The sequence below is a fragment of the Bradyrhizobium sp. RD5-C2 genome (genome assembly GCF_019972155.1).
Classification (GTDB): Bacteria; Pseudomonadota; Alphaproteobacteria; order Rhizobiales; family Xanthobacteraceae; genus Bradyrhizobium.
Window position 1 is genome coordinate 308,488 of sequence record NZ_BOVL01000019.1, and the last position, 19,734, is coordinate 328,221.

General features: G+C 67.6%; 13 protein-coding genes. 2 read left to right on the forward strand and 11 right to left on the reverse strand.

Annotated features, from left to right (window positions below; translation table 11 throughout):
• Positions 1-64 precede the first annotated feature (64 nt).
• The 3 genes from addA to BraRD5C2_RS22535 all read right to left on the reverse strand — a co-directional run bounded on the left by addA (position 65) and on the right by BraRD5C2_RS22535 (position 7,841).
• Positions 65-3,541, reverse strand: a complete 3,477-nt coding sequence (gene addA / locus BraRD5C2_RS22525; RefSeq protein ID WP_223971545.1) for a double-strand break repair helicase AddA — start codon at positions 3,539-3,541, stop codon at positions 65-67.
• Positions 3,535-6,681: a double-strand break repair protein AddB gene (gene addB / locus BraRD5C2_RS22530; protein ID WP_223971547.1), complete on the reverse strand. Its 3,147-nt coding sequence runs from the start codon at positions 6,679-6,681 to the stop codon at positions 3,535-3,537. Before addB ends, addA begins: the two co-directional genes overlap by 7 nt.
• 83 nt (positions 6,682-6,764) lie before the next feature.
• Complete coding sequence (locus BraRD5C2_RS22535; protein WP_223971550.1) at positions 6,765-7,841, reverse strand: LysR family transcriptional regulator; 1,077 nt, start codon at positions 7,839-7,841, stop codon at positions 6,765-6,767.
• On the opposite strand from BraRD5C2_RS22535, the gene BraRD5C2_RS22540 reads away from it, so the two are divergent.
• The gene (locus tag BraRD5C2_RS22540; RefSeq protein ID WP_223971552.1) at positions 7,813-8,718 is read left to right on the forward strand and encodes a hypothetical protein; all 906 of its coding nucleotides are present in this window, start codon (positions 7,813-7,815) and stop codon (positions 8,716-8,718) included. The two genes, BraRD5C2_RS22535 and BraRD5C2_RS22540, sit on opposite strands and share 29 nt — an antisense overlap.
• Positions 8,715-9,728 carry a DUF2891 domain-containing protein gene (locus BraRD5C2_RS22545; protein ID WP_223971553.1) on the forward strand — a complete coding sequence of 338 codons (1,014 nt, stop codon included), beginning with the start codon at positions 8,715-8,717 and terminating at the stop codon, positions 9,726-9,728. The genes BraRD5C2_RS22540 and BraRD5C2_RS22545 overlap by 4 nt, the downstream gene beginning before the upstream one ends.
• 12 nt (positions 9,729-9,740) lie before the next feature.
• On the opposite strand, the gene BraRD5C2_RS22550 is transcribed toward BraRD5C2_RS22545, so the two are convergent.
• The 8 genes from BraRD5C2_RS22550 to ubiE form a co-directional block, all read right to left on the reverse strand.
• A complete protein-coding gene (locus tag BraRD5C2_RS22550) occupies positions 9,741-10,463 on the reverse strand; it encodes a nucleotidyltransferase family protein (protein WP_223971555.1) in 723 nt (240 codons plus the stop codon).
• 124 nt (positions 10,464-10,587) lie between these two features.
• A complete protein-coding gene (locus BraRD5C2_RS22555) occupies positions 10,588-10,908 on the reverse strand; it encodes a PilZ domain-containing protein (RefSeq protein ID WP_092120760.1) in 321 nt (106 codons plus the stop codon).
• Positions 10,909-10,994: 86 nt separating this feature from the next.
• Complete coding sequence (tsaE, locus tag BraRD5C2_RS22560) at positions 10,995-12,518, reverse strand: tRNA (adenosine(37)-N6)-threonylcarbamoyltransferase complex ATPase subunit type 1 TsaE (RefSeq protein WP_223971557.1); 1,524 nt, start codon at positions 12,516-12,518, stop codon at positions 10,995-10,997.
• Positions 12,515-15,025 (reverse strand): sensor histidine kinase, encoded by a 2,511-nt coding sequence (locus BraRD5C2_RS22565; RefSeq protein ID WP_223971559.1) that lies wholly within the window; start codon positions 15,023-15,025, stop codon positions 12,515-12,517. The genes tsaE and BraRD5C2_RS22565 overlap by 4 nt, the downstream gene beginning before the upstream one ends.
• Before the next feature lie 327 nt (positions 15,026-15,352).
• Positions 15,353-15,811 carry a dUTP diphosphatase gene (gene dut, locus BraRD5C2_RS22570; RefSeq protein ID WP_173639734.1) on the reverse strand — a complete coding sequence of 153 codons (459 nt, stop codon included), beginning with the start codon at positions 15,809-15,811 and terminating at the stop codon, positions 15,353-15,355.
• Positions 15,808-17,232: a bifunctional phosphopantothenoylcysteine decarboxylase/phosphopantothenate--cysteine ligase CoaBC gene (coaBC, locus tag BraRD5C2_RS22575; RefSeq protein ID WP_223971562.1), complete on the reverse strand. Its 1,425-nt coding sequence runs from the start codon at positions 17,230-17,232 to the stop codon at positions 15,808-15,810. Before coaBC ends, dut begins: the two co-directional genes overlap by 4 nt.
• Positions 17,233-17,296: 64 nt before the next feature.
• Positions 17,297-18,871, reverse strand: coding sequence for a 2-polyprenylphenol 6-hydroxylase (ubiB, locus tag BraRD5C2_RS22580; protein ID WP_223971564.1), 1,575 nt, complete (start codon positions 18,869-18,871; stop codon positions 17,297-17,299).
• Complete coding sequence (ubiE, locus tag BraRD5C2_RS22585) at positions 18,868-19,629, reverse strand: bifunctional demethylmenaquinone methyltransferase/2-methoxy-6-polyprenyl-1,4-benzoquinol methylase UbiE (protein ID WP_223971567.1); 762 nt, start codon at positions 19,627-19,629, stop codon at positions 18,868-18,870. Before ubiE ends, ubiB begins: the two co-directional genes overlap by 4 nt.
• Positions 19,630-19,734 lie beyond the last annotated feature (105 nt).

Here is a 19,734-nt window from a genome sequence, read left to right on the forward strand (position 1 = left end):
GGAGCATGGGGCAAACGTATGAATGCCCCCTTGCCGGGTCAAGCTCGCTCACGCCGACATGACCTTATGCCAGCCCGGCGTCCAGCGCGGAGGCCGAAATCTCCATCATTTCAGGGGTTTCGGTCCAGAGCAGGGCGGCGTGGATGATCCTTTGGGGATAAAGCTTGGCCAGTACCGCACGATAAAGCGCGAGCTGCCGGATATAGCCCTTGGGAGCCTCGGCGGCGGTCTTTGGCGGGGCGTGGTTGGTCTTGAAATCGACGATCAGGACCTCGTTCGGCGTCACCACCAGCCGGTCGATCTGGCCCGAGACCAGCACCTTCGGCTGGCCCGGCCGCTCCAGCCGGCCCACGATCGAGACCTCGGCACGGCTGCCGGGGGCAAACACCGGCGCGAAGCGCAGATCGACGGTCAGGGCGACCACTTGCCGAGCCAGCGCCGCCCGCTCGTCCTCGCTCCAGCCGTCGGCGTTACGAGCTAGGTAGCCGAGCGCCGCGCCGAGCCGTCGTTCCACCGCGACATCGGGCAGCGATTGCAACAGCCGGTGCACCAGCGTGCCGCGTTGCAGGGCGCGGGCGCGCAGCAGCACCGATTCGCCCGTGCGTATCGGATGGCTGTCGCCTTCAGCCGGATCGGACGGGCGCAGCACGCCGGCGGCGGAGGCTTCAGGTGCGGCCGCGGTCCGCAGCCAGGACGGCAGCGCGATCGGTGCCGTGGCCGTTGACGCCGCAGTGCCGGTGAGATCGGCAACGTCGTCGGGCCGCGAATAGCGCGTCACCTTGCCGGCCGGCGTCTCGAGCTCTTCGAGCTTGAGCCCGGAATTGGCGAGCCCCTTGGTGATCAGATCGTACCAGCAGGATTTCCGCACCGTGTTCATGTTGCCGGGCATGCAGCCGCCGACGATCAGCCGGTCGGCCGCCCGTGTCATGGCGACATAGAGCAGGCGGCGATATTCGTCCTCGGTATCGCCGAGCATCGCCTTGCGCGCGTCGGCGACATTGGGCGGATCCTCGGCCTTCTTGCCGGCCCACACCACGACGCCGGGCGCGTTCGGTGCGGCGTTGCCCTGCGGCAGATGGACCAGCCGCAGCCGCTGCGTGTCCGACGGCGAGGTCGTGGTGTCGACTAGGAACACCACCGACGCCTCGAGGCCCTTGGCGCCGTGCACGGTCATGACGCGGACCTCGTCGCGCGAAATCTCCATGTCGCGCTTCACCTCGGTGTCGGCGGCACGCAGCCAGGCGATGAAACCCTGCAGCGAGGCCGGCGCCTTGCGCTCATAGCCGAGCGCGAGTTCGAGGAATTCGTCGAGCGCGTCATTGGCCTCGTGGCCGAGCCGGCGCAGGATGCGCGCCCGTCCGCCGTCGCCGCCGAGCAGCCAGGCGTAGAACGCGAACGGCGTCTCCTCGCAGAAGCGGCGCTCGCATTGTACGAGGCGGCGCAGCGCGGCCGAGAATCGCTCTTCGGTCGGCGCCTGCGCGGCCAGCGCCTCGCGCAGCGCACCGCGACGCTGATACGTCAGTTTGAACAGATCGTCGTCGTCGAGGCCGAACAGCGGGCTCTTCAGCGCCACCGCGAGCGCGAGATCGTCCTGCGGCAGCAGCAGCGCGTCGGCGAGGTTCATCAGGTCGATGATCGCGATGTGCTCGGTCAGCTTCAGCCGGTCGGCGCCGGCGACCGGAATGTTGGCGTGCTTCAGCGCCTGGATCACCGCGTCGAAGGCGTTGCCGCGCCGCCGCACCAGGATCAGCATGTCGCCATAGCGCAATGGCCGTCGTCCGCCTTCGCTGCCGGTCATGGTGCCGCTCTCGACCAGGCGCCTGATCTCGGCCTGGATGCGCCGCGCGAGCTTCACCTCCGGGCTGGTTACCGAGACGCCGTCGAACGGCGCGCGCCAGCCTTCGATGTCCTGGCGGTCGTCGGCCACCGCGAGATCCCAGAGCTCGATCAGGCTGGGGCCGGCGTCAGTCATCGCATTGTGGATCGGATAGCCGTTCTCGACGGCATGGATGCTGCGGAAGATCTCCTGCTCGCGGAACACATGGTCGACCGAATGCAGGATCACCGGCCCCGAGCGGAACGAATAGGTGAAGGACACCGGATCGAATTTCAGCCCGGCCTCCTCGAACCGCCGCTTCAGCTCGCGCCGCCGCAGGTCGAATTCGCGCGGCGCGGCGCCCTGGAACGAGAAGATCGACTGCTTCTCGTCGCCGACCGCGAACACCGTGCGCACCAGGCCGTCGCGCGCGCCGGCGCCGGAGGTGAACTCCGAGATGATGTGCGCGACGATGTCCCATTGCCGCGGGCTGGTGTCCTGCGCCTCGTCGATCAGCACGTGATCGACGCCACGGTCGAGCTTGTAATGCACCCAGCCCGAGGAGACGCGGTCGAGCATCGCCAGCGTCTTGTCGATCAGGTCGTCGTAGTCGAGCAGGCCGCGCTCCAGCTTTTCGCGGCGATAGTGCGCGGCCGCCGCGGTCGCGATGTGGATCAGCGCCTCGGTGCGGTCGCGCGCGACCGCGGCGCGGCGGCGCTCGATCAGGGGGCCGAGCCGGTCGACCTCCGCCTCGAACCGGTGGCCCGCGACGGCATTCTTCTTGATGAAGTTGTTGGTGACCACAGACGCGCGCGGCGCGCGGTCATCGGTCAGGAAGACGCCGAGATATTCCTCAACCTGGGCCGCCCCGGTGAAGGTCAGCGCGCTCCGCAGCCGCTCGGCCTGCTTCTGGTCCGCCTTGCTGCTGGTGTCGAGGAGCGTCGCCATCTCTTTCCAGCTCGAGCGCGGCAGGTTCGGCCCGTCGACGATCTCACGCTCGACATCCTCGATGCGAATATCGGCGGAGACGCCCAGCGCCGCCGACATCTGCGCGGCGGCGGCTGCGGCGTTGCCGGCGGCATCGGTCCAGGCCATGAAATGGTCGCGGCTCAGGCAAGCCTCGCGGACCACTTCCTTGAAGGTGACGTCGGCGGCGTTTGCCATCGCCGTCCGCAGCGCGCGACCGATCGGACTGTCGGGAATCCGCGACGCCTCGAGGAACACCGCGAGATTGGCGCGCTCCATCATCTCGTTCTGGTCGCGGTCGTCCAGCACGGCGAAGCGCGCCGGCACGTTGGCCTCGAACGGAAACTGTTGCAGCAGGCGGGTGCACAGCGCGTGGATGGTCTGCACCTTCAAACCGCCTGGTGTCTCCAGCGCGCAAGCAAACAGCTTGCGCGCCTCGCGCCGCAGCGAGGCGGATGGATGTGCGATGCCGGCCTCGCGGATCGCGGTATCGAGTGCGGTGTCGTCGAGCGTGACCCAATGGCCGAGCGTCGTGAACACGCGTTCGGCCATGTTTGCGGCGGCGGCCTTGGTGAAGGTGATGCAGAGGATCTTCTCCGGCGGCACGCCGGACAGCAAAAGGCGGATCACGCGTTGCACCAGCACATGGGTCTTGCCGGAGCCGGCATTCGCCGACACGAAGGTCGACGCCTTCGGATCGGACGCGCGCGCCTGCGCGTCGCGCACCGCTGGCGGGATCGGGCGGGGCGCCTTCACCATTCCTCGATCCCCAGGCCGCCGGCGGCGGACCATTCCTTGATGCGCGCGAGGTCGTCATAGGCGCCGTAACGATTCGCCCACATCGAGAGGTTCAGCGAGGTGTAGGCCTGCTGCTCGTCGTCGAAGGCGCGAATCAAGGCTTCCAGCTTGCGCCGCGCGCTGTCGGCGGCTTCGTCGGGCGGCTGCGGCGTGTCGTTGGTCTTGATCTTCAGCTCCAGCGAGCGCTGCTCGCCCGGCGGGTTGTTGCCGCTCAGCCTGACATAGACGAGATCGCCGACCGAGGAGTCCGCCGGAATGTCGGCAAAGCCGCCCTCGCGCAGGATCGCGGCTTCCAGCGTCAGTTGCGGCGACAGGCCCATGCGCACCTGCTTGCCAGTCGGCGGCTGGCCGGTCTTGTAGTCGAGGATCGCGAAGCTGCCGTCAGCATGCCGCTCGATGCGGTCGGCGCGCGCCGAGAGCGTGAACGTCCTGGCATCGTCGAGCGGAATGCCGATCTCGCCGCGGATCTCGGCCTTGATCGCAGCAATATTGCCGCGCCGGGCCTGCTCCCATTCGGCAAACCACGCTGCGATGCGCTGGAAGCGCGGCCACCACAGCGCGCGCGCTTCGGGCCGCTCCATCAGTGGCGCAAAATGCTTGGCCCCGATGTCGCGCAGCGCGCTCTTGATGTCGTCAGGCAGCGCGTCGGCGTAAGTTTGCGTGAACTCGCCGAGCGATTCGTGGATCGCCGAGCCGCGATCGGCGGCCGACAGCGGCATGTCGACGGGATCGAGCGGATCGAGCTTGAGGATGTAGCGCGCATAGATCGTGTAGGGATCGCGCAGCCAGTCCTCGATTGCGGTGACCGACATTTTCAGCGGCCGTGCGTCGCGCGGTGGCCGTGGCTCCGGCTGCGGGATCGGCGCGACGGTGTCGGGCCGGTCGAGCTCGGCGGCATATTGCACGTAAGCTTCGCCGGCCGATGTCGCGGCCTTCCAGCGCGCTTCGCCCGCAACCGCCTCTAACCGGTGCAGGAAGCGCGAAGCGACCGCCGGCGCGCCGCCGACCTTGGCCGCATGGGTCAGGATCACCTCGTCATGGCCGAGCAACTGCGCAAAGTCGTGCGCGGAAAGGCCGATGCGCCGTTCGGGAAGATCAAGCCCGAGCTCGTGCCGCATCGGCCGGCTCAGCCACGGATCGATCCGCGGCGCCGGCGGCCAGACGCCCTCGACCAGCCCACCGAGGATGACGCGATCCGACTCGGTCAGACGCGCCTCGAGCTGGCCGAAGATGTTGAGCTGCGCACGCGCCGATTCCGGCCGCCGCACCATGCGGTCGGCGAACGCGGTCTGGAACACCTCGGGATAATCTGACAGCGGCGTCATCAGCCCGCTCGGCTGCTGCTTGGCGAGCAGCTCGTCGAAGGCCGACGCCAGCGATGCGCCGGCGCGCTCCTCGAACACCATGGCGACGGCGTTCTGGTCGGCCGACAGCGCGATCAGCGCCTCGCGGTGACGCGCGGCCAGCTCGGCGAAATCATAGGGTCTTGACGAGGCCATGCCTTCCAGCGGCGCCAGCGCCGTTTGCAATCTGGCGATCAGGTCCTGGGCCTGGTTGAGCTCGTTGTCGCGCAGCCGGGCGCGTGGCTCCATGGCGTGCAGCGACGAAGTCTCGCCACTGTTGAGTTTCACAAGTTCGGCGCGGAAGCGGGCGAAATCGCGCGCGAGGCCGCCGGTCGCAGCTTGCGGCCGCGTGCCGCGCAACAGCGCGATCTCCAGCACCTCGATCGCGCGCTTCAGCGCGCCATGGGCGCCGCCGAGCCGGAACAGCGGATGCTTGAGCAGCGCGAGCAATGTCGGCGGCTCCAGCCCCTTGGCCGCGGCCTCCGCGGTGAGGCGGGCGAACACGCCGGGCGGGGTTTCGATCAGCGCATCGCCGCCGGAATCGTCGAACTCCAGATTCCAGCGTGTCAGCGAGGCCATCACGCGGCGTGCGAGCGCGCGATCCGGCGTCACCAGCGCGGCTGACTTGCCGAGATGCCGCGCCTCGCGCATTGCGACTGCGATCGCGAGTGCCTCCATTTCGGGATTGGGCGCCTCGACCACGGTGAGATTGGTCATCCCGGCGGAAATCCGCGCCACGATCTCGGGCCGCTCGAGCCGGTCGTGCCATTGCGCGGTTGCGGTCGAGGGGCGCATCGTCTCAGATACCAGCACCTCGCGACCGAGCGGCGCAGGTTCGGCAAGGCTCTCGACATCGCGGCGCTTGATGCCGAAGCGGTCGAGCAACGCGTGCATCGCGAATTGCGGATGGTTCGACGAGGGCGGCGTGGTGAACCTGCCGTCGTCGCCGCGCTCGCCGCCGATCGTGTCCCAGGAATCTTCGTCGAGATCGGTGTCGAGCCCGGGCAGCACCACGGCGCCGTTCGCAAGCTTCGCCACTGCGTGGAGGAATTTTGCGGTGGCCGGCATCGAGCCGGTCGAACCGGCCGCGATCACCGGGCCAGTGGGATGCGCGGTGAGCCGCGCCGCTTCCGCCTCGATCAGGAGATCGCGGCGCGCCGCGGGCTCGATCCGGCCGATCTCCTTGAGGTAGTTCGGCCAGGCGTCGCGCGCGATGCGCAGGAAGTCGAGCGAGTGCTGCCAGTATTTGTCGAGCTGGTCCGGCACCAGCCGATCGAGCGCGCGCCAGTCGACGCCGCGCGTCACCATGTCGTCCATCAGCCGTGCCAGATCGCCGGCAAGCTGCAAGGTCGAGGCCGGGCCGCCGACCACTAGCGGCGCCGATACCGGCGTCTTCGCCCAGGCCGCGACCAGATGCGCCAGCGTCAGCCGGCGCTCGAGTTCGCCGAGCCGTGGCGGAATCTCCAGCGGCGCAGCGCCGCCGACATCGTCGCCCTGGTCGGCGAAGGCAAGCTCGTCCTCATCGATCTCGCCGAGCGCGACGATGCGCGGCAGCACGGCGGCATCGGAATCGAGCACATCGAGGAAGATTTCGCGCGCCAGCCGTCCGGCGCGACGGGTCGGCAGGTAGAGCGTGGCGCCGGCGAGCTTTGCGGGATCGTTGCGTGCCTCGAATCCCGCGACCAGCCGTCCATCGACCAGCGCCGAAATCACGGTGCGCAGGAACGGCGCGGAGACGGGAACGCTGAAAACGCGCATGGGCTGCCTGGTTCGAATCAGGCGCCAATATAGGGAGCGGCGGCTGTCGTTAGCCACCCCTGTAGATCAGCCATCACCGCTGATTATCGCAGCCGGCGGATGCTGCGATCGACGGCATCCAGGAACCAGCGCAGCGCCGGATCTTCTGCCGCGCGGACTGTATGGATCAGATCGATCGCAAAGGCAGGGATGTCGATCGGCGGCATCACGACGGTAATTTCGGCGAGATGCGTGAAGCGGCGGGCGACGCGTTCGGCCATCGTGGCGATGAGATCGGTGCCGGCCACGGCGAAGGGGACGGCCACCACGTGCGCCAGCGTCACGGCGACCCGCCGCTTCAGCCGATGCCGCGCCAGCAGCGCGTCGATCACGCTCGGCAGCCCGTCGCCGCCGGCCGCGGAGAACAGCGCATGCGGCAGGCTCGCATAATCTTCCAGGTTGAGCGTCTCCGATCGGCCCGCGCGCACGCCGTCGCGGATGCAGACGAAGCGTTCCTCGAACAGCCGGTGCCGGACGCAGCGTGGCGAGTCCGGCAGATGGCCGCCGATCAGCGCATCGAGCTCGGCGCGCTCGAGCTTCGCCAGGGCCGCCGTCGTGTCAGTCAGCGGACGCACGGCAAGGTCGATGCCCGGCGCCTCCATGCGCAACAGGCGGCTCAGTTCCGGCACCAGAACGAGGTCGCCGTAGTCGGTCGCAGCGATGGTGAAGCGCCTTCGCGCGGTGGCCGGATCGAAGCCCCGATCGGGCGCCAGCGCGCCCCTTATGTGCCGCAACGCCTCACCGATCGGCCCGGCCAGCGCCAGGGCCTTTTCGGTCGGCTGCATGCGGGCACCGGCGCGCAGGAACAGTTCGTCCGCAAACAGCGCGCGCAGCCTGCGCAACGCGCTGCTCATCGACGGCTGGGCGAGCCCAATGCGCTCGGCCGCGCGGGTAACGTGGCGCTCCTCCATCAGCGCTTCGAACGCGACCAGCAGGTTGAGATCGACGGCAGCTAAATTCATCACAGCAATAATGCTTATAAGAACAATCGATTTCAACAATGATCTGCATGCGCCTACGGTCGCGCCGGACACGACCACGAGGCGAAAAGACTTGAGACGTTCAGACTTGGGACGATCATTCGCGAAGCTGATGCCGCGCGGGCCGACCTTGCTGGTCATCGGCGTGCTGACCGGGCTGGCTTTCCCGGCCCTGGCGGCCGGCGTGCGCCCGCTGATGGCGGCCGCGATCTTCGTTCTCGTCCTCGGGACATTTCTCCAGGTCGACGGCGCGGCATTCCGGCGCGCGCTGGGGCGTCCGCTGGTCTCGCTGCTATTGCCGGCGCTGGCGATGTTGGCCTGCCCGCTCGCAGTCGGCTTCGCAGCGCGTGGCGCCGGATTTCGGCCGGAGCTGATAGTTGCGCTGGTGCTGTCGGTGTGTGCACCACCATCGACCGGCACGGCGGCGGTCGCACGCATGCTCGGCTTCGACGCGACCATTCCGCTCGCCGTGACGCTGCTGTCGATGGCGCTGGCGCCGGTCACGGTTCCGCTGATCGCGGCGGGATTTGCCGGTCTCGCGCTCGATCCGCTGGCGCTCGCCGCGCGGCTGGCGCTGCTGGTGGTCGGTGCCGGCGCGCTGGCGTTGCTGCTTCGTCGTCAGGCCGCAGCACAATTGGTGCGGCATTCGCGCATCATCGACGCGCTTGTGCTCGCCTCGCTGCTCGTGTTCGCGATTTCCACCATGGCGGGGGTGCCTGCACAGATCGCAGCGGAGCCGGCCACCGCGCTGACGTTGGTGGGCCTTGCCTTCGCCTGTAATCTTGCGCTGCAAGCGCTTGGCGCGCTGCTCACGCCGGGGCCGCTGGCGGAGCGATTGACCACGGGCCTCATTCTGAGCAACCGCAACGTCGGACTGGTCTGGTCGGCAATGGGCGCGGCGGTGTCGCCGATGACGGCGCTGTTCTTCGCCGCCACACAGTTTCCGATCTATATGATGCCGCGCCTGATCGAGCTGCTGCTGGTCCGGCGCGAGCGCAAGGAGAAAGCGCCATCATGAGCGCGACGATCCTGACCGAAGACCTCGCCGTCCGTTTCGCCCGCATCGCGCTCGGCCATGTCACACGCGAATATCCAAACAAGCCGGACCACGTGTTGGCCGGGCCACAGGATGCACGCACGCCGCGCGAGTTGCATCCGGTCTTCTTCGGCAGCTACGACTGGCACTCCTGCGTCCACAGCTACTGGATGCTCGCCCGGCTGCTGCGCCGCTATCCGGCGTCCGAGACGGCAAGTGAGATCCGCGCCTTGTTTGACACTCAGTTCGTTGCAGAGAAGGTTGCCGTCGAATGCGCCTATCTCGCCGCTCCGACGGCGCGCGGCTTCAAACGGCCTTACGGCTGGGGCTGGCTGTTGAAGCTCGCCGCAGAGCTCGCGCTGCTCGACGAGACGCGGTGGCGCGCGCAAATCACGCCGCTTGCCGCCATCTTCGCACAGCGCTTTCGCGACTTCCTGCCGCTCGCCACCTATCCGGTGCGGGTCGGCACGCATTTCAACACCGCGTTCGGGCTTCGCATGGCCGCCGACTACGCCGCAGTGACACAGGACGACGCGTTTGACGCGCTGTTGCGCGAGACGGCGCTGCGCTGGTACGGCGCCGATCAGGATTGTCCCGCCTGGGGCGAGCCGAGCGGCGATGATTTCCAGTCGTCGGCGCTGATCGAAGCCGAATGCATGCGCCGGCTCCTCGCGCCCGGCGACTTCCTACCCTGGTTTGATCGCTTCCTGCCGCGGCTCGCGCAACGCGAACCCGCAACCCTGTTCCGGCCGGCAACGGTCACCGATCGGTCGGATGGCAAGCTTGCGCATCTCGATGGACTCAATCTCAGCCGGGCATGGTGCTGGCGCACGCTGGCCGACGCCTTGCCGGAAGCCGATCCGCGACGCCCGATCCTGCTGGATGCTGCGCGAGGCCATCTCGATGCCGGCCTGCCGCATATCGCCAGCGACTATATGGGCGAACACTGGCTCGCGAGCTTTGCAGTGCTCGCCATCGACGTTGATGATTGATGGCAGCGTCGCTTACGCGACGCTTTCCAGGAAAGCTTCTTCCGCGGCCAGGATCGCGTCGGGGGTTCCGACATGCATCCAGACGCCGTCGAGGCGCAGGCCGAACAGCCGCTCCTGCTCGTTGGCGCGGTCGAACATCTTGGTCAGCGAGAACTCGCCGGCAGGGGCATCGGCGAACAGCGCAGGCGACATGATCGCGGCGCCGGCATAGACGAACGGCACCACCTGGTTTTCCCGGCGCTTGCGCAGCGCGCCGTCCGGCAACATCGAATAGTCGCCGCGGCCGCTATAGCCGATGCTCGAGGCGGTCGGCGCCATCAGCAGCAGAATATCCATCCGCGCCGGGTCGAAGGCTTCCGCCAGCCGCGCCAGATTGGAACGCACGCCGTCGATCCACATCGTGTCGGCGTTGAGATGGAAGAACGGCGCATCGCCGAGCAGCGGCAGCGCCTTCACCACCGCGCCGCCGGTGCCGAGCACCTGGTCGCGCTCGTCGGAGATGATCACATGCGGGCGGCTGCGGGTCTTGACGTGCTCGATGATCTGGTCGGGCAGATAATGCACGTTCACGACCGCTTCGCTGACGCCGGCGCCGGCGAGCTTGTCGAGCACATGGTCGAGCAGCGGCTGGCCGGCGACGCTCACCAGCGGCTTCGGCATCGTGTCGGTCAGGGGGCGCATGCGCACGCCGAGGCCCGCAGCGAGCACCATAGCCTTGTGGGGAGTGACGGGCATTTTCCTGATGTTCTCGGTCATCATCTCTCGGCGCCGATCATATCACGGCGATTCGGCAAGCGCATCGATCAGACGCCATAGTCACAGGACATGACGGCCGTAAGACGGCAATGGCGGCGATAGCCTAGACGTCGGCAGCCTGCGCGCCGCGTCTGGCAGTTTTCTTCTTCTTGTCGCCTTGTTTAAGGAAGTTGACGCCGATCTGGTCGCCGTTGACCCACGCCAGTTCGCAGCGGCGATAGGCCAATCCTGTGGACGACAGCAGCAGAAAAAACTCCTTCAGGTTCAGGCCCTCGACCGAGCCGTCGACGGAGAGCTTGGCGCCCGTCTCCGACACGTCTTCCATGGTGCAGTCGCGCCGCCAGGTGCCGTCGATGCCCATCATGTGCGCCGCTATGCCGCGCTCAAACGTGACACGATCGCCCTTGCGTCGTTCCGTCCCCATTGTGTGGTCCCGCTCCCGATCGGCCGCGCCCTGGATGATATGCGGCTTCCGCGACCTTAGGAGACCCAAGGCTAATAACCCGTAAACTACGGTACTGGGGGAGGGACGTTCGCTGTGTACCAGATGCGGAAGGTGGCTAGTGCCGGATGGGCCAGCGACCGCTCGAGGTAGGTCCAGATCCGCGGCTGGTGCTTGAGATATTGCGGCTTGCCGTCGCGGCGGTTGAGCCGCGCAAAGGTGCCGAGCAGGCGGGTGTTCCGCTGCGCCGACATGATCGCATACAGCTCGGCGAAGCCGGCGGGATCGAAGTTCTCGTCGGTGGCGCGCCGCGCCTTGATGTAGCGGGTCAAGAGCGACAGTTCGAGTTGCTCGGGCACGTCGATCCGCGCATCCTGCAGCAGCGACACCACGTCATAGGCAGCGGGGCCGAGCAGCGCGTCCTGGAAGTCGATGATGCCGACGCGCAGGATGCCGGTGCGCTCGGCAAGCCAGATGATGTTCGGCGAATGGAAGTCGCGGATCACCCAGGTCTGCGGCGCCGCGGCGGGCTTCTGCAAGAGGCCGCGCCACATCCCGAGGAAGTCGGTGCGGAGCTCCTCGTCCGGCTGCACGCCGCGGTCGGGCAGGTACCATTCCAGCATCAGCCCGATCTCGATCAGCCAGGCGTCGATATCGAACACGGGGATGTCGTAGCTCTCGTCTGGTGTCACCGGCAGCGTCTCGGGCAGCACCTCGCGATGCAGCGCCGCCAGCATGTCGACGGCGGCCTCGTAACGTTCGGCGATCGGCTGCGGCGGATCGCCCTCGATCACGCCTTCGGCGCCGAGATCCTCGGTGATCAGGAAGCCGGATTCGAGATCGGTGTGACGGATCGCCGGTGCGGAGAAGCCGTGCTTGCGCAGGCCGTTTCCGATGGCGACGAACGGCCTGACGTCTTCGGCGAGATGCACCGCTGCACTGTAGGACCGGCCGTTGTAGATCGCCGGGCCGTCGGGGCGGCGCGGCGAGTTCATCAGGATGACGCTGCCCTCGTCGTTGCGCAGCCGCGCGTAGGAGCGCGTCGAGGCGTCGCCCGGCATGCGCTCGCGCCGGGCGTTGAGGAAGCCGCCGTGCTCGAGGAACTGGCGGAGCTCGTTGAGCCGCGCAACCTTCGCCGCGCCTTTGCCATGGCCGGTGATCTCGGCGGCGCGTGCCGCCGATCCGAGCGCCGGGCGGTGGCTGAACGCGATGTCGATGCGATCCGCAGGCATGGCATCCGGCGCGCGTTCCGGCCACTCGATCAGCGCCACGATGTCGTCGGGCAGCGGCGACAGCCCGATCTCCTCGAGTTCGCTGGCATCGTTGATGCGGTAGAGGTCGGCATGAACCAGCGGAAACGACGGCAGTTCGTAAGTCTGCGCCAGCGTGAAGGTCGGGCTCGGCACTTCCAGCGTATCGTCGGTGGCGAGGTAGCGGATCAGCGCGCGGGCCGCCGCGGTCTTACCGGCGCCGAGGTCGCCCGACAGCGTGATGACGTCGCCGGCGCCGATCAATAGCGCGAGGTCGGCCATCAGCTCGGCCGTCGCGGTTTCGTTCGCGAGTGCCACCGAGAATGTCGAGGTCGCCGTCATTCCGCGGCGTTGCGATGTGCGGTCTGGTCGATCGGGAAGTCGCAGGTCACGGTCGTGCCGCGGCCTACGGTCGAATCGACCCGCACCCGTCCGCCATGCAGTTCGACAAAGGAGCGGACCAACGACAGGCCGAGGCCGGCGCCGCGATGCCGTGAGCCGTGCGAATGGCTCTCGAACCAGTTGAACACCTTGTCGCGCATCTCGGCCGGAATGCCGGGTCCTGCATCGGTCACCGAAAACACCACGCTGTGTTCGGTGCGGTGCGCGCTGATCGCGACGGTGGCGTCATGCGGCGAGAAGCCGACCGCATTGGCGAGCAGATTGTAGAGCACCTGCACCACGCGCCGCTCGTCGCCGACGAAGGCGCCGATGTTGGGCTCGATATCGACCTTGAGCGTGATGCGGTCGGTCGCGAGACGGTCCTGGATGCCTTCGGCGGCGGCCTCGATCGCCTGGCCGATATTGACCGGGCCGAGCTCGAGCTTCATCGCGCCGGCATCGATGGTGGCGAGATCGAGAATGTTGTTGGTCAGCGCCAGCAGCGCGTTGGTCGATTTGGTGACGTAGTCGAGATATTCGGCCTGCTTCGGCGTCAGCGGCCCGGTCGAGGGATCGCTGAGGAAATGCGCGAAGCCGATGATGGTGGTGAGCGGCGCGCGCAGCTCGTAGGAGACGTGGTGGACGAAATCCACCTTCATCTGGTCGGCGGCTTCCAGCGCCTCGTTGCGCTCGCGCAGCGCCCGCTCGACATTCTCGGTGTCGGTGATGTCCTGGAAGGCGAGCAGGGTCTTGCCGTCGGGCAGCGGGATCGTCATGCAATTCAGCACGCTGCCGTCCTTGCGCTCGAGCTTGAGCGCGACCTGGGCGCGGTTCTCGATCGCGGTGATCTGCTCGCGCAGCGTCCGCCAGGTCAGGGCGTCGTCGAACAGCGGCCGGCACAGCGCTTCCACCGCCTCGATATGCGGTTCGCCCTGCAGCGCGTCGGCCGGCAGCTTCCACATCTTCGCGAACGGCGGGTTGAACAGTTCGGCGCGGCCGTTGCTGCCGAACACCGCGACCGCTTCGCCGAGATTGTCGAGGGTCTCGCGCTGCACCCGCGTCAGGCGGTCGTAGCGCCGCGCGAGGTCGAGGCTCTCGGTGACGTTGTCGAACAGATAGGTGACGCCGCCCTCGAGGTTCGGCGTGGTGACGACGCTGATGGCGCGGCCGTCGGGCAGGAACCAGGTATAGGTCTCGGATTCGACCGCGCGATAGGCCTCGTGCAGCTTGGCCTTCCAGGCGCGGAAGTCAGGCTGCTCGGGCAGCTTGCGGTTGGCGCGCAGCCGGTCCAGCACGCTGGAATCGTCGGGATTGCTGTCGAGGAAGGCCTGGTCGAGGCCCCATAGCCGCCGATAGGACTCGTTGTAGAAGGTGAGCCGCCGGTCGGCATCAAACACCGCGACGCCCGAGGAGAGCTGATCGAGGGTGCGCCGGTGCGCGTCGACCATCCGCGCGATCGCGGCGCGCAGCGCCGCGGCCTCGCTGGCGTCGATCGCGATGCCGGCGCTGCCGCCGCTTAGCTTGAGCGCCTGCACGTCGTAGATCCGCCGCTCGCCGCTGACCACGATCGGCAGCCGCGCGGCATAATTGGCATTGTCGTTCAGCGCGCGGGTCAATTCGGTGCGCTGGTCGCTTTCGAGCAGTTCGAGGTTGCGCTGGAGCGCGTCCGACACGCTCTTGCCCTCGGTGGCGCGGACATAGGCCGCGTTGGCGTAGCGCAGATTGCCCTCGAGGCTCTTGGCCCAGATCGGCCACGGCGCTGCGGCGGCGAAATCGCGCAGCAGCTCGGTCTCCTCCTGCAGCGTCTTGTAGCGCAGGTTGGATTCGGCGAGTTCGCGGCGCAGGCCGCCGAGCTCGCGGATCCGCAGGATGGCCTGGCCGCCGATCGCGCGGCCCATCGCCTCGATGGCGCGGCCGGCCGAGGTCGAGAGGTTGAGCAGGAACGCCTCGCCCTTTTCGCGCAACGCGTCGACCGCGTGGTCCATCTGCAGCGCCGGCTCGGGCGGCAGCCAGGTTCCGAAGGCGAGGATGCGTTGCGGCGCGCTTTCCTGCGACATCACCAGCGAGACGTCGCCCGAGATCTGCGGCCGGTTGTCGCCGGCGGCCCAGGAGATCAGCACCTGCGGTTCGACGAACAGCAGCGCCCGCAGCCGGTCCGATTGCGCTTGCAGGTCCGTGATCTCGGACTGCAGCTGTTCCTCGTTCCTTGTGGCGCGCTGGCGGGTGCGCATCAAGAGGATCGCGGCGACGGCCGAGAAGCCGACCAGCGCGAACGACGTCGCGAGAACCGCGACCTCCTGATGATTGAAGCCGAAATGATCCGACAGCGCCTGGGTCACCAGGCTTTCGGCGGCAAACGAGGCGCGGGCGGGCAGCAATGCGGTGATGGCGAGCCCAAGCATGCCGTCGCGCGCCAGTGAGGTGCATGACAGCAGGGTTCGACGCATTGCCGCGACTACGCCCGACATATGTTGCCCCAGAACGCACAAACCTTAAGGCATGATCCGGAAACCAGGAGACCGGTATTCCCTCACGGAAAACGTACGACGTTTGTCCGGGGATCATGCCCAAGCAGGACCCGACAGCCCGACGAAGACCCCCCGTCGCGCTCGAATCAATCCAGAATAGTCCCAACCGGACTCGGCGAGTAAGAGTCCAGACCGTGAACGCAGAATCGGCTGTGAAAAAATGCGGCGCGCGATGTGGATTTTATGCAAATTGACTCCGTATTCACGCGGGGAGCGCGCCCGAAGCGTGATCTGCCGGAGACGGCCGCACACTTCTCCGATCGCGTCCTAGCGTCCGGTCGAGCCGAAGCCGCCGCTGCCGCGATCGGTCGACGACAGCACGTCGACCGGAACCAGCTCGGCCCGGGTCACCGGCGCGATCACCATCTGCGCGATGCGCTCGCCGCGCCGGATCGAGAACACCTCCTGGCCGTGATTGATCAGGAGCACATTGATCTCGCCGCGATAGTCGGCGTCGATCGTGCCGGGCGAGTTCAGCACCGTGACCCCGTATTTGGCGGCAAGGCCGGAGCGCGGCCGCACCTGCGCCTCATAGCCCGGTGGCAGCGCGATCGTCAGCCCGGTCGGAACCATCTCGTAGCGGCCCGGCAGCAGCAGCAGCGGCGCCGACCGCGGCACCGCGGCCAAGAGATCTAGCCCGGCGGCATCAGCGGTCTGATAGATCGGCAGCAGAAGATCTGCGCCATGCGGCAATTGGTGGACTTCGACCTTGATGGTGGCGCTCACGATGCGGTTCCTACGGCTCTTGCGATGCGCGACACCAGCGCGCTCGCGACTTCTTCCTTGGTCATGACCGGCCAGGAGTCGACGGTGACGTCCTTGCCCTCGCGCGAGAGCAAATGGACGGTGTTGCGGTCGCCGCCCATCACGCCGGTCGCCGGTGAAACGTCGTTGGCGACGATCCAGTCGCAGCCCTTGCGCGCGAACTTCGCCTTGGCGTTCTCGATCAGGTGCTCGGTCTCGGCGGCAAAGCCGATCACCAGCGGCGGCCGCTTTTCCTTCAGCTTGGAGATCGTCGCGAGGATGTCGGGGTTCTCGACGAGCTGCAGCGGCGGCATCCCCGCCGCGGCCTTTTTCAGTTTCTGGCTGCCTTCGGTGGCGACCCGCCAGTCGGCGACCGCGGCCGCGAAGATCGCGACGTCGACCGGCAGCGCCGCCTCGACCCGGTGCAGCATGTCGCGCGCGGATTCCACGCGCATGACGGAGATGCCGGCGGGATCGCCGAGCTCGACCGGGCCGGTCACCAGCACCACCTCGGCGCCGGCGGCGCGCGCCGCGGTGGCAATGGCAAAGCCCTGCTTGCCGGACGAGCGGTTGGCGATGTAGCGGACCGGATCGATCGCCTCATGGGTCGGGCCGGCGGTGATCAGCACGCGCTTGCCGGCCAGCGGGCGCGGCTGCGGCGGCCGCAGCATGCGGTCGGCGGCGGCGGCGATCTCGGTCGGCTCGGCCATCCGGCCGACGCCGGCTTCGCCGGCTTCCGCCATTTCCCCCGCATTGGGGCCAACGGTGTGGACGCCGTCGCGGCGCAGCTGCAGCACGTTGCGGCGGGTGGCCGGATTGTTCCACATCAAGGGGTTCATCGCCGGCGCCAGCAGGATCGGCCGGTTGGCCGCGAGCAGCGTGGCGGTGGCGAGATCGTCGGCGTGGCCCTGCGCCATCTTGGCCATCAGGTCGGCGGTCGCCGGCGCCACCACGATCAGGTTGCAGTCCCGCGCCAGGCGGATATGGCCGGCGTCGAACTCGCTCTCGGCGTCGAACAGGTCGGTGTAGACGCGCTCATGCGACAGCGCGCTGGCGGCCAGCGGGGTCACGAATTGCTGGGCCGCCTTGGTCAGAACGCAGCGGACCTGGATGTGCCGCTCCTTGAGCCGCCGGATCAAATCCAGCGCCTTGTAGGCCGCGATCCCGCCACCGATGATCAGGGTCACGCGGGGCTCGCCGGCCGCGCTGGCGACCCGTGGCGCAGGGGCCGCAACCGTCAGCGAACCTGCGCCCGGCGCCTCCGTGGGCTCCGTACCGCCCTCTGCGAGGTCCCGGAGGATCACCCGAATCTCCTCCTCGACGGAGCGGCCGTTTTTGGCGGAGCGAAGCCGCAGATAGGCCTTCAAGGCGTCGTCGAGTTTGCGGATGGTCAGGCTGGCCATGGCATGCCCTCAGCATCATGCTCAAATATGATAGCGATGCTATCACATGGTGCATGCATTGCAATCAGTGCGCGCGGATCGCGAAAAAGATTGCGATCAGGGCGGCGGCAATGACCCAGAGGCCGACGGTCTGCACCCGCGCCTTGCGGGCCTCGGCGCGGGCCATTTCGTCGATCGAGTCCGACGACAGCATGTGGCCCTCCCGCGTCATGGTCTCGAGCTGCTCGAGCACCGTCATGGCGCGGCTGGCGATCGACGGCAAATTGGCGATGACGCGGCTGAGCTCGCCCACACCTGAGATCGCGCCCTGGATGCGTCCGGCCGGGCCGAGATTGTGCGTGATCCATTCGCGCACCACGGGGTCGGCGATCCTCCAGATGTCGAGCTTGGGATCGAAGCCGCGCGCCACGCCCTCGACCACCACCATGGTCTTCTGCAGCAGGATCAGTTCGGGCCGCGTCTGCATGTCGAACAGGCCGGTGACCTCGAGCAGAAGCGTCAACAGCTTCGCCATCGAGATTTCCTCGGCGGTGCGGTTGTGGATCGGCTCGCCGATGGCGCGGATCGCCTGCGCGAAATTCTCCACCGAATGGTGGCCCGGCACATAGCCGGCCTCGAAATGCACCTCGGCGACGCGGCGATAGTCGCGGGTGATGAAGCCGAGCAGGATCTCGGCGAGGAAGCGCCGCTCCTTAAGCCCGAGCCGCCCCATGATGCCGAAATCCACGGCAACGAGCCGGCCGGCCTCGTCGAGGAACAGATTTCCCGGATGCATGTCGGCATGGAAGAAGCCGTCGCGCAGCGCGTGGCGCAGGAAGCTCTGGATCACCTTGCGGCCGAGGTCCGGCAGGTCGACCTGGGCTTCCGCAAGGCGAGCGTGATCGTTCAGCGCGATGCCGTCGATCCATTCCATCGTCAGCACGCTGTGCGCGGTGCGATCCCAATCCACCGCGGGCACCCGGAAATCCGGATCGTCGCGGATGTTCTCGGCCATCTCGGACAGCGCGGCCGCCTCGAGCCGCAGGTCCATCTCCATCGCGACCGAGCGCGACATCGTGTTGATGACCTCGATCAGCCGCAGCCGCCTCGCCTCGGCGGAATGTGCTTCCGCCTTGTGCGCGACAAAGAAGAAGTCGCTGAGGTCACGGCGGAAGCGCGCGGCGACATTGGGGCGGAGCACCTTGACCGCAACCTGATGCCGCACGCCGTCGCGCTCGACCTCGGCGCGGTGCACCTGTGCGATCGAGGCCGCGGCAACCGCCGGACCCAGATGCACGAAGGCTTGCGACAGCGGCCGTTCCAGCGATTGCGTGAGGACGGCTTCGGCCTCTTCCTGCGCGAAGGGCGGCAGCCGGTCTTGCAGGGCTTCGAGATCGCGCGCCATCGCGACGCCGACCACGTCGGGCCGGGTGGCGAGGAATTGCCCGAGCTTGAGATAGGCGGGCCCGAGCCGGGTCAGCGCGCGCGACAGCCGTGGACCGGACTTGGCGGAGCGGCGCTCGATCAGCCGCGCCAGCTTCAGCGCGAGCTGCCCGGGCGGCGGCACCAGCGCGGGATCGACGACGCCGAACACGCCCTCGCGCGCAAACACGAAACCGGCGCGGGCAAGGCGCGCAATGTGGGTCAGTGCAGAGATCACAAACGCCAGCCCGAATGCAGCGCCACGATGCCGCCGGAGAGGCTCTGCCACTTCACGCGCGAAAAGCCGGCGGCGCCGATCATGTCGGCGAACGCGCTGGGCCGCGGGAATTTGCGGATCGACTCGACGAGATATTGATAGGACTCGGCGTCACCGGTGACGGCGCGGCCGAGCGGCGGGATCACCTTGAAGGAGAACAGGTCGTAGATCCGGTCGAGGCCGGGCACGTCGACGGTGGAGAATTCTAGGCACAGGAAGCGGCTGCCGGGCTTGAGCACCCGGTAGGCTTCGCGCAGCGCGAGCTCGATCTGCGGCACGTTGCGGATGCCGAACGCGATGGTGTAGGCGTCGAACGAACGGTCGGCGAAACCCAACGCCTCGGCATTGCCCTCGACGAACGACACGCGGTCATCGAGGTGCTGCTTGGCTGCGCGTTCGCGGCCGACGGCGAGCATGTCGGTATTGATGTCGCAGACCGTGGCATGGAAGCCGGTGCCCGCGGTCTTGGCGGCCCGGAACGCGATATCGCCGGTGCCGCCGGCGACATCGAGCAGCGCGAACGGCCGGTCACCCTTCGGCGGGTCGAGTGTCGTGATCATGATGTCCTTCCAGGCCCGGTGCAGGCCTACCGACATCAGATCGTTCATCAGGTCGTAGCGCGACGCCACGCTGTGAAACACCTCGTTCACCAGCGTCTGCTTCTCGCCCAGGGGCACGTCCCTGAAGCCGAAATGGGTGGTTTGATCCGGCCGATCCATCACTCAGAACTCTTACCTTTTTGGTCGCGTTTTCTTCACGCGAACCGGTGCCCGCTTCGCTCGAAAACGCTCCAGCCGGACCATAGCGCGGCGGCCGCAATGGCG

Bases quoted from the DNA above. Each gene is read 5' to 3' on its own strand.
- addA (WP_223971545.1), bottom strand. From the start codon at position 3,541: ATGGTGAAGGCGCCCCGCCCGATCCCGCCAGCGGTGCGCGACGCGCAG.
- addB (WP_223971547.1), bottom strand. From the start codon at position 6,681: ATGCGCGTTTTCAGCGTTCCCGTCTCCGCGCCGTTCCTGCGCACCGTG.
- BraRD5C2_RS22540 (WP_223971552.1), top strand. From the start codon at position 7,813: ATGCCGCGCGGGCCGACCTTGCTGGTCATCGGCGTGCTGACCGGGCTG.
- BraRD5C2_RS22535 (WP_223971550.1), bottom strand. From the start codon at position 7,841: ATGACCAGCAAGGTCGGCCCGCGCGGCATCAGCTTCGCGAATGATCGT.
- BraRD5C2_RS22545 (WP_223971553.1), top strand. From the start codon at position 8,715: ATGAGCGCGACGATCCTGACCGAAGACCTCGCCGTCCGTTTCGCCCGC.
- BraRD5C2_RS22550 (WP_223971555.1), bottom strand. From the start codon at position 10,463: ATGCCCGTCACTCCCCACAAGGCTATGGTGCTCGCTGCGGGCCTCGGC.
- BraRD5C2_RS22555 (WP_092120760.1), bottom strand. From the start codon at position 10,908: ATGGGGACGGAACGACGCAAGGGCGATCGTGTCACGTTTGAGCGCGGC.
- tsaE (WP_223971557.1), bottom strand. From the start codon at position 12,518: ATGACGGCGACCTCGACATTCTCGGTGGCACTCGCGAACGAAACCGCG.
- BraRD5C2_RS22565 (WP_223971559.1), bottom strand. From the start codon at position 15,025: ATGTCGGGCGTAGTCGCGGCAATGCGTCGAACCCTGCTGTCATGCACC.
- coaBC (WP_223971562.1), bottom strand. From the start codon at position 17,232: ATGGCCAGCCTGACCATCCGCAAACTCGACGACGCCTTGAAGGCCTAT.
- ubiE (WP_223971567.1), bottom strand. From the start codon at position 19,629: ATGGATCGGCCGGATCAAACCACCCATTTCGGCTTCAGGGACGTGCCC.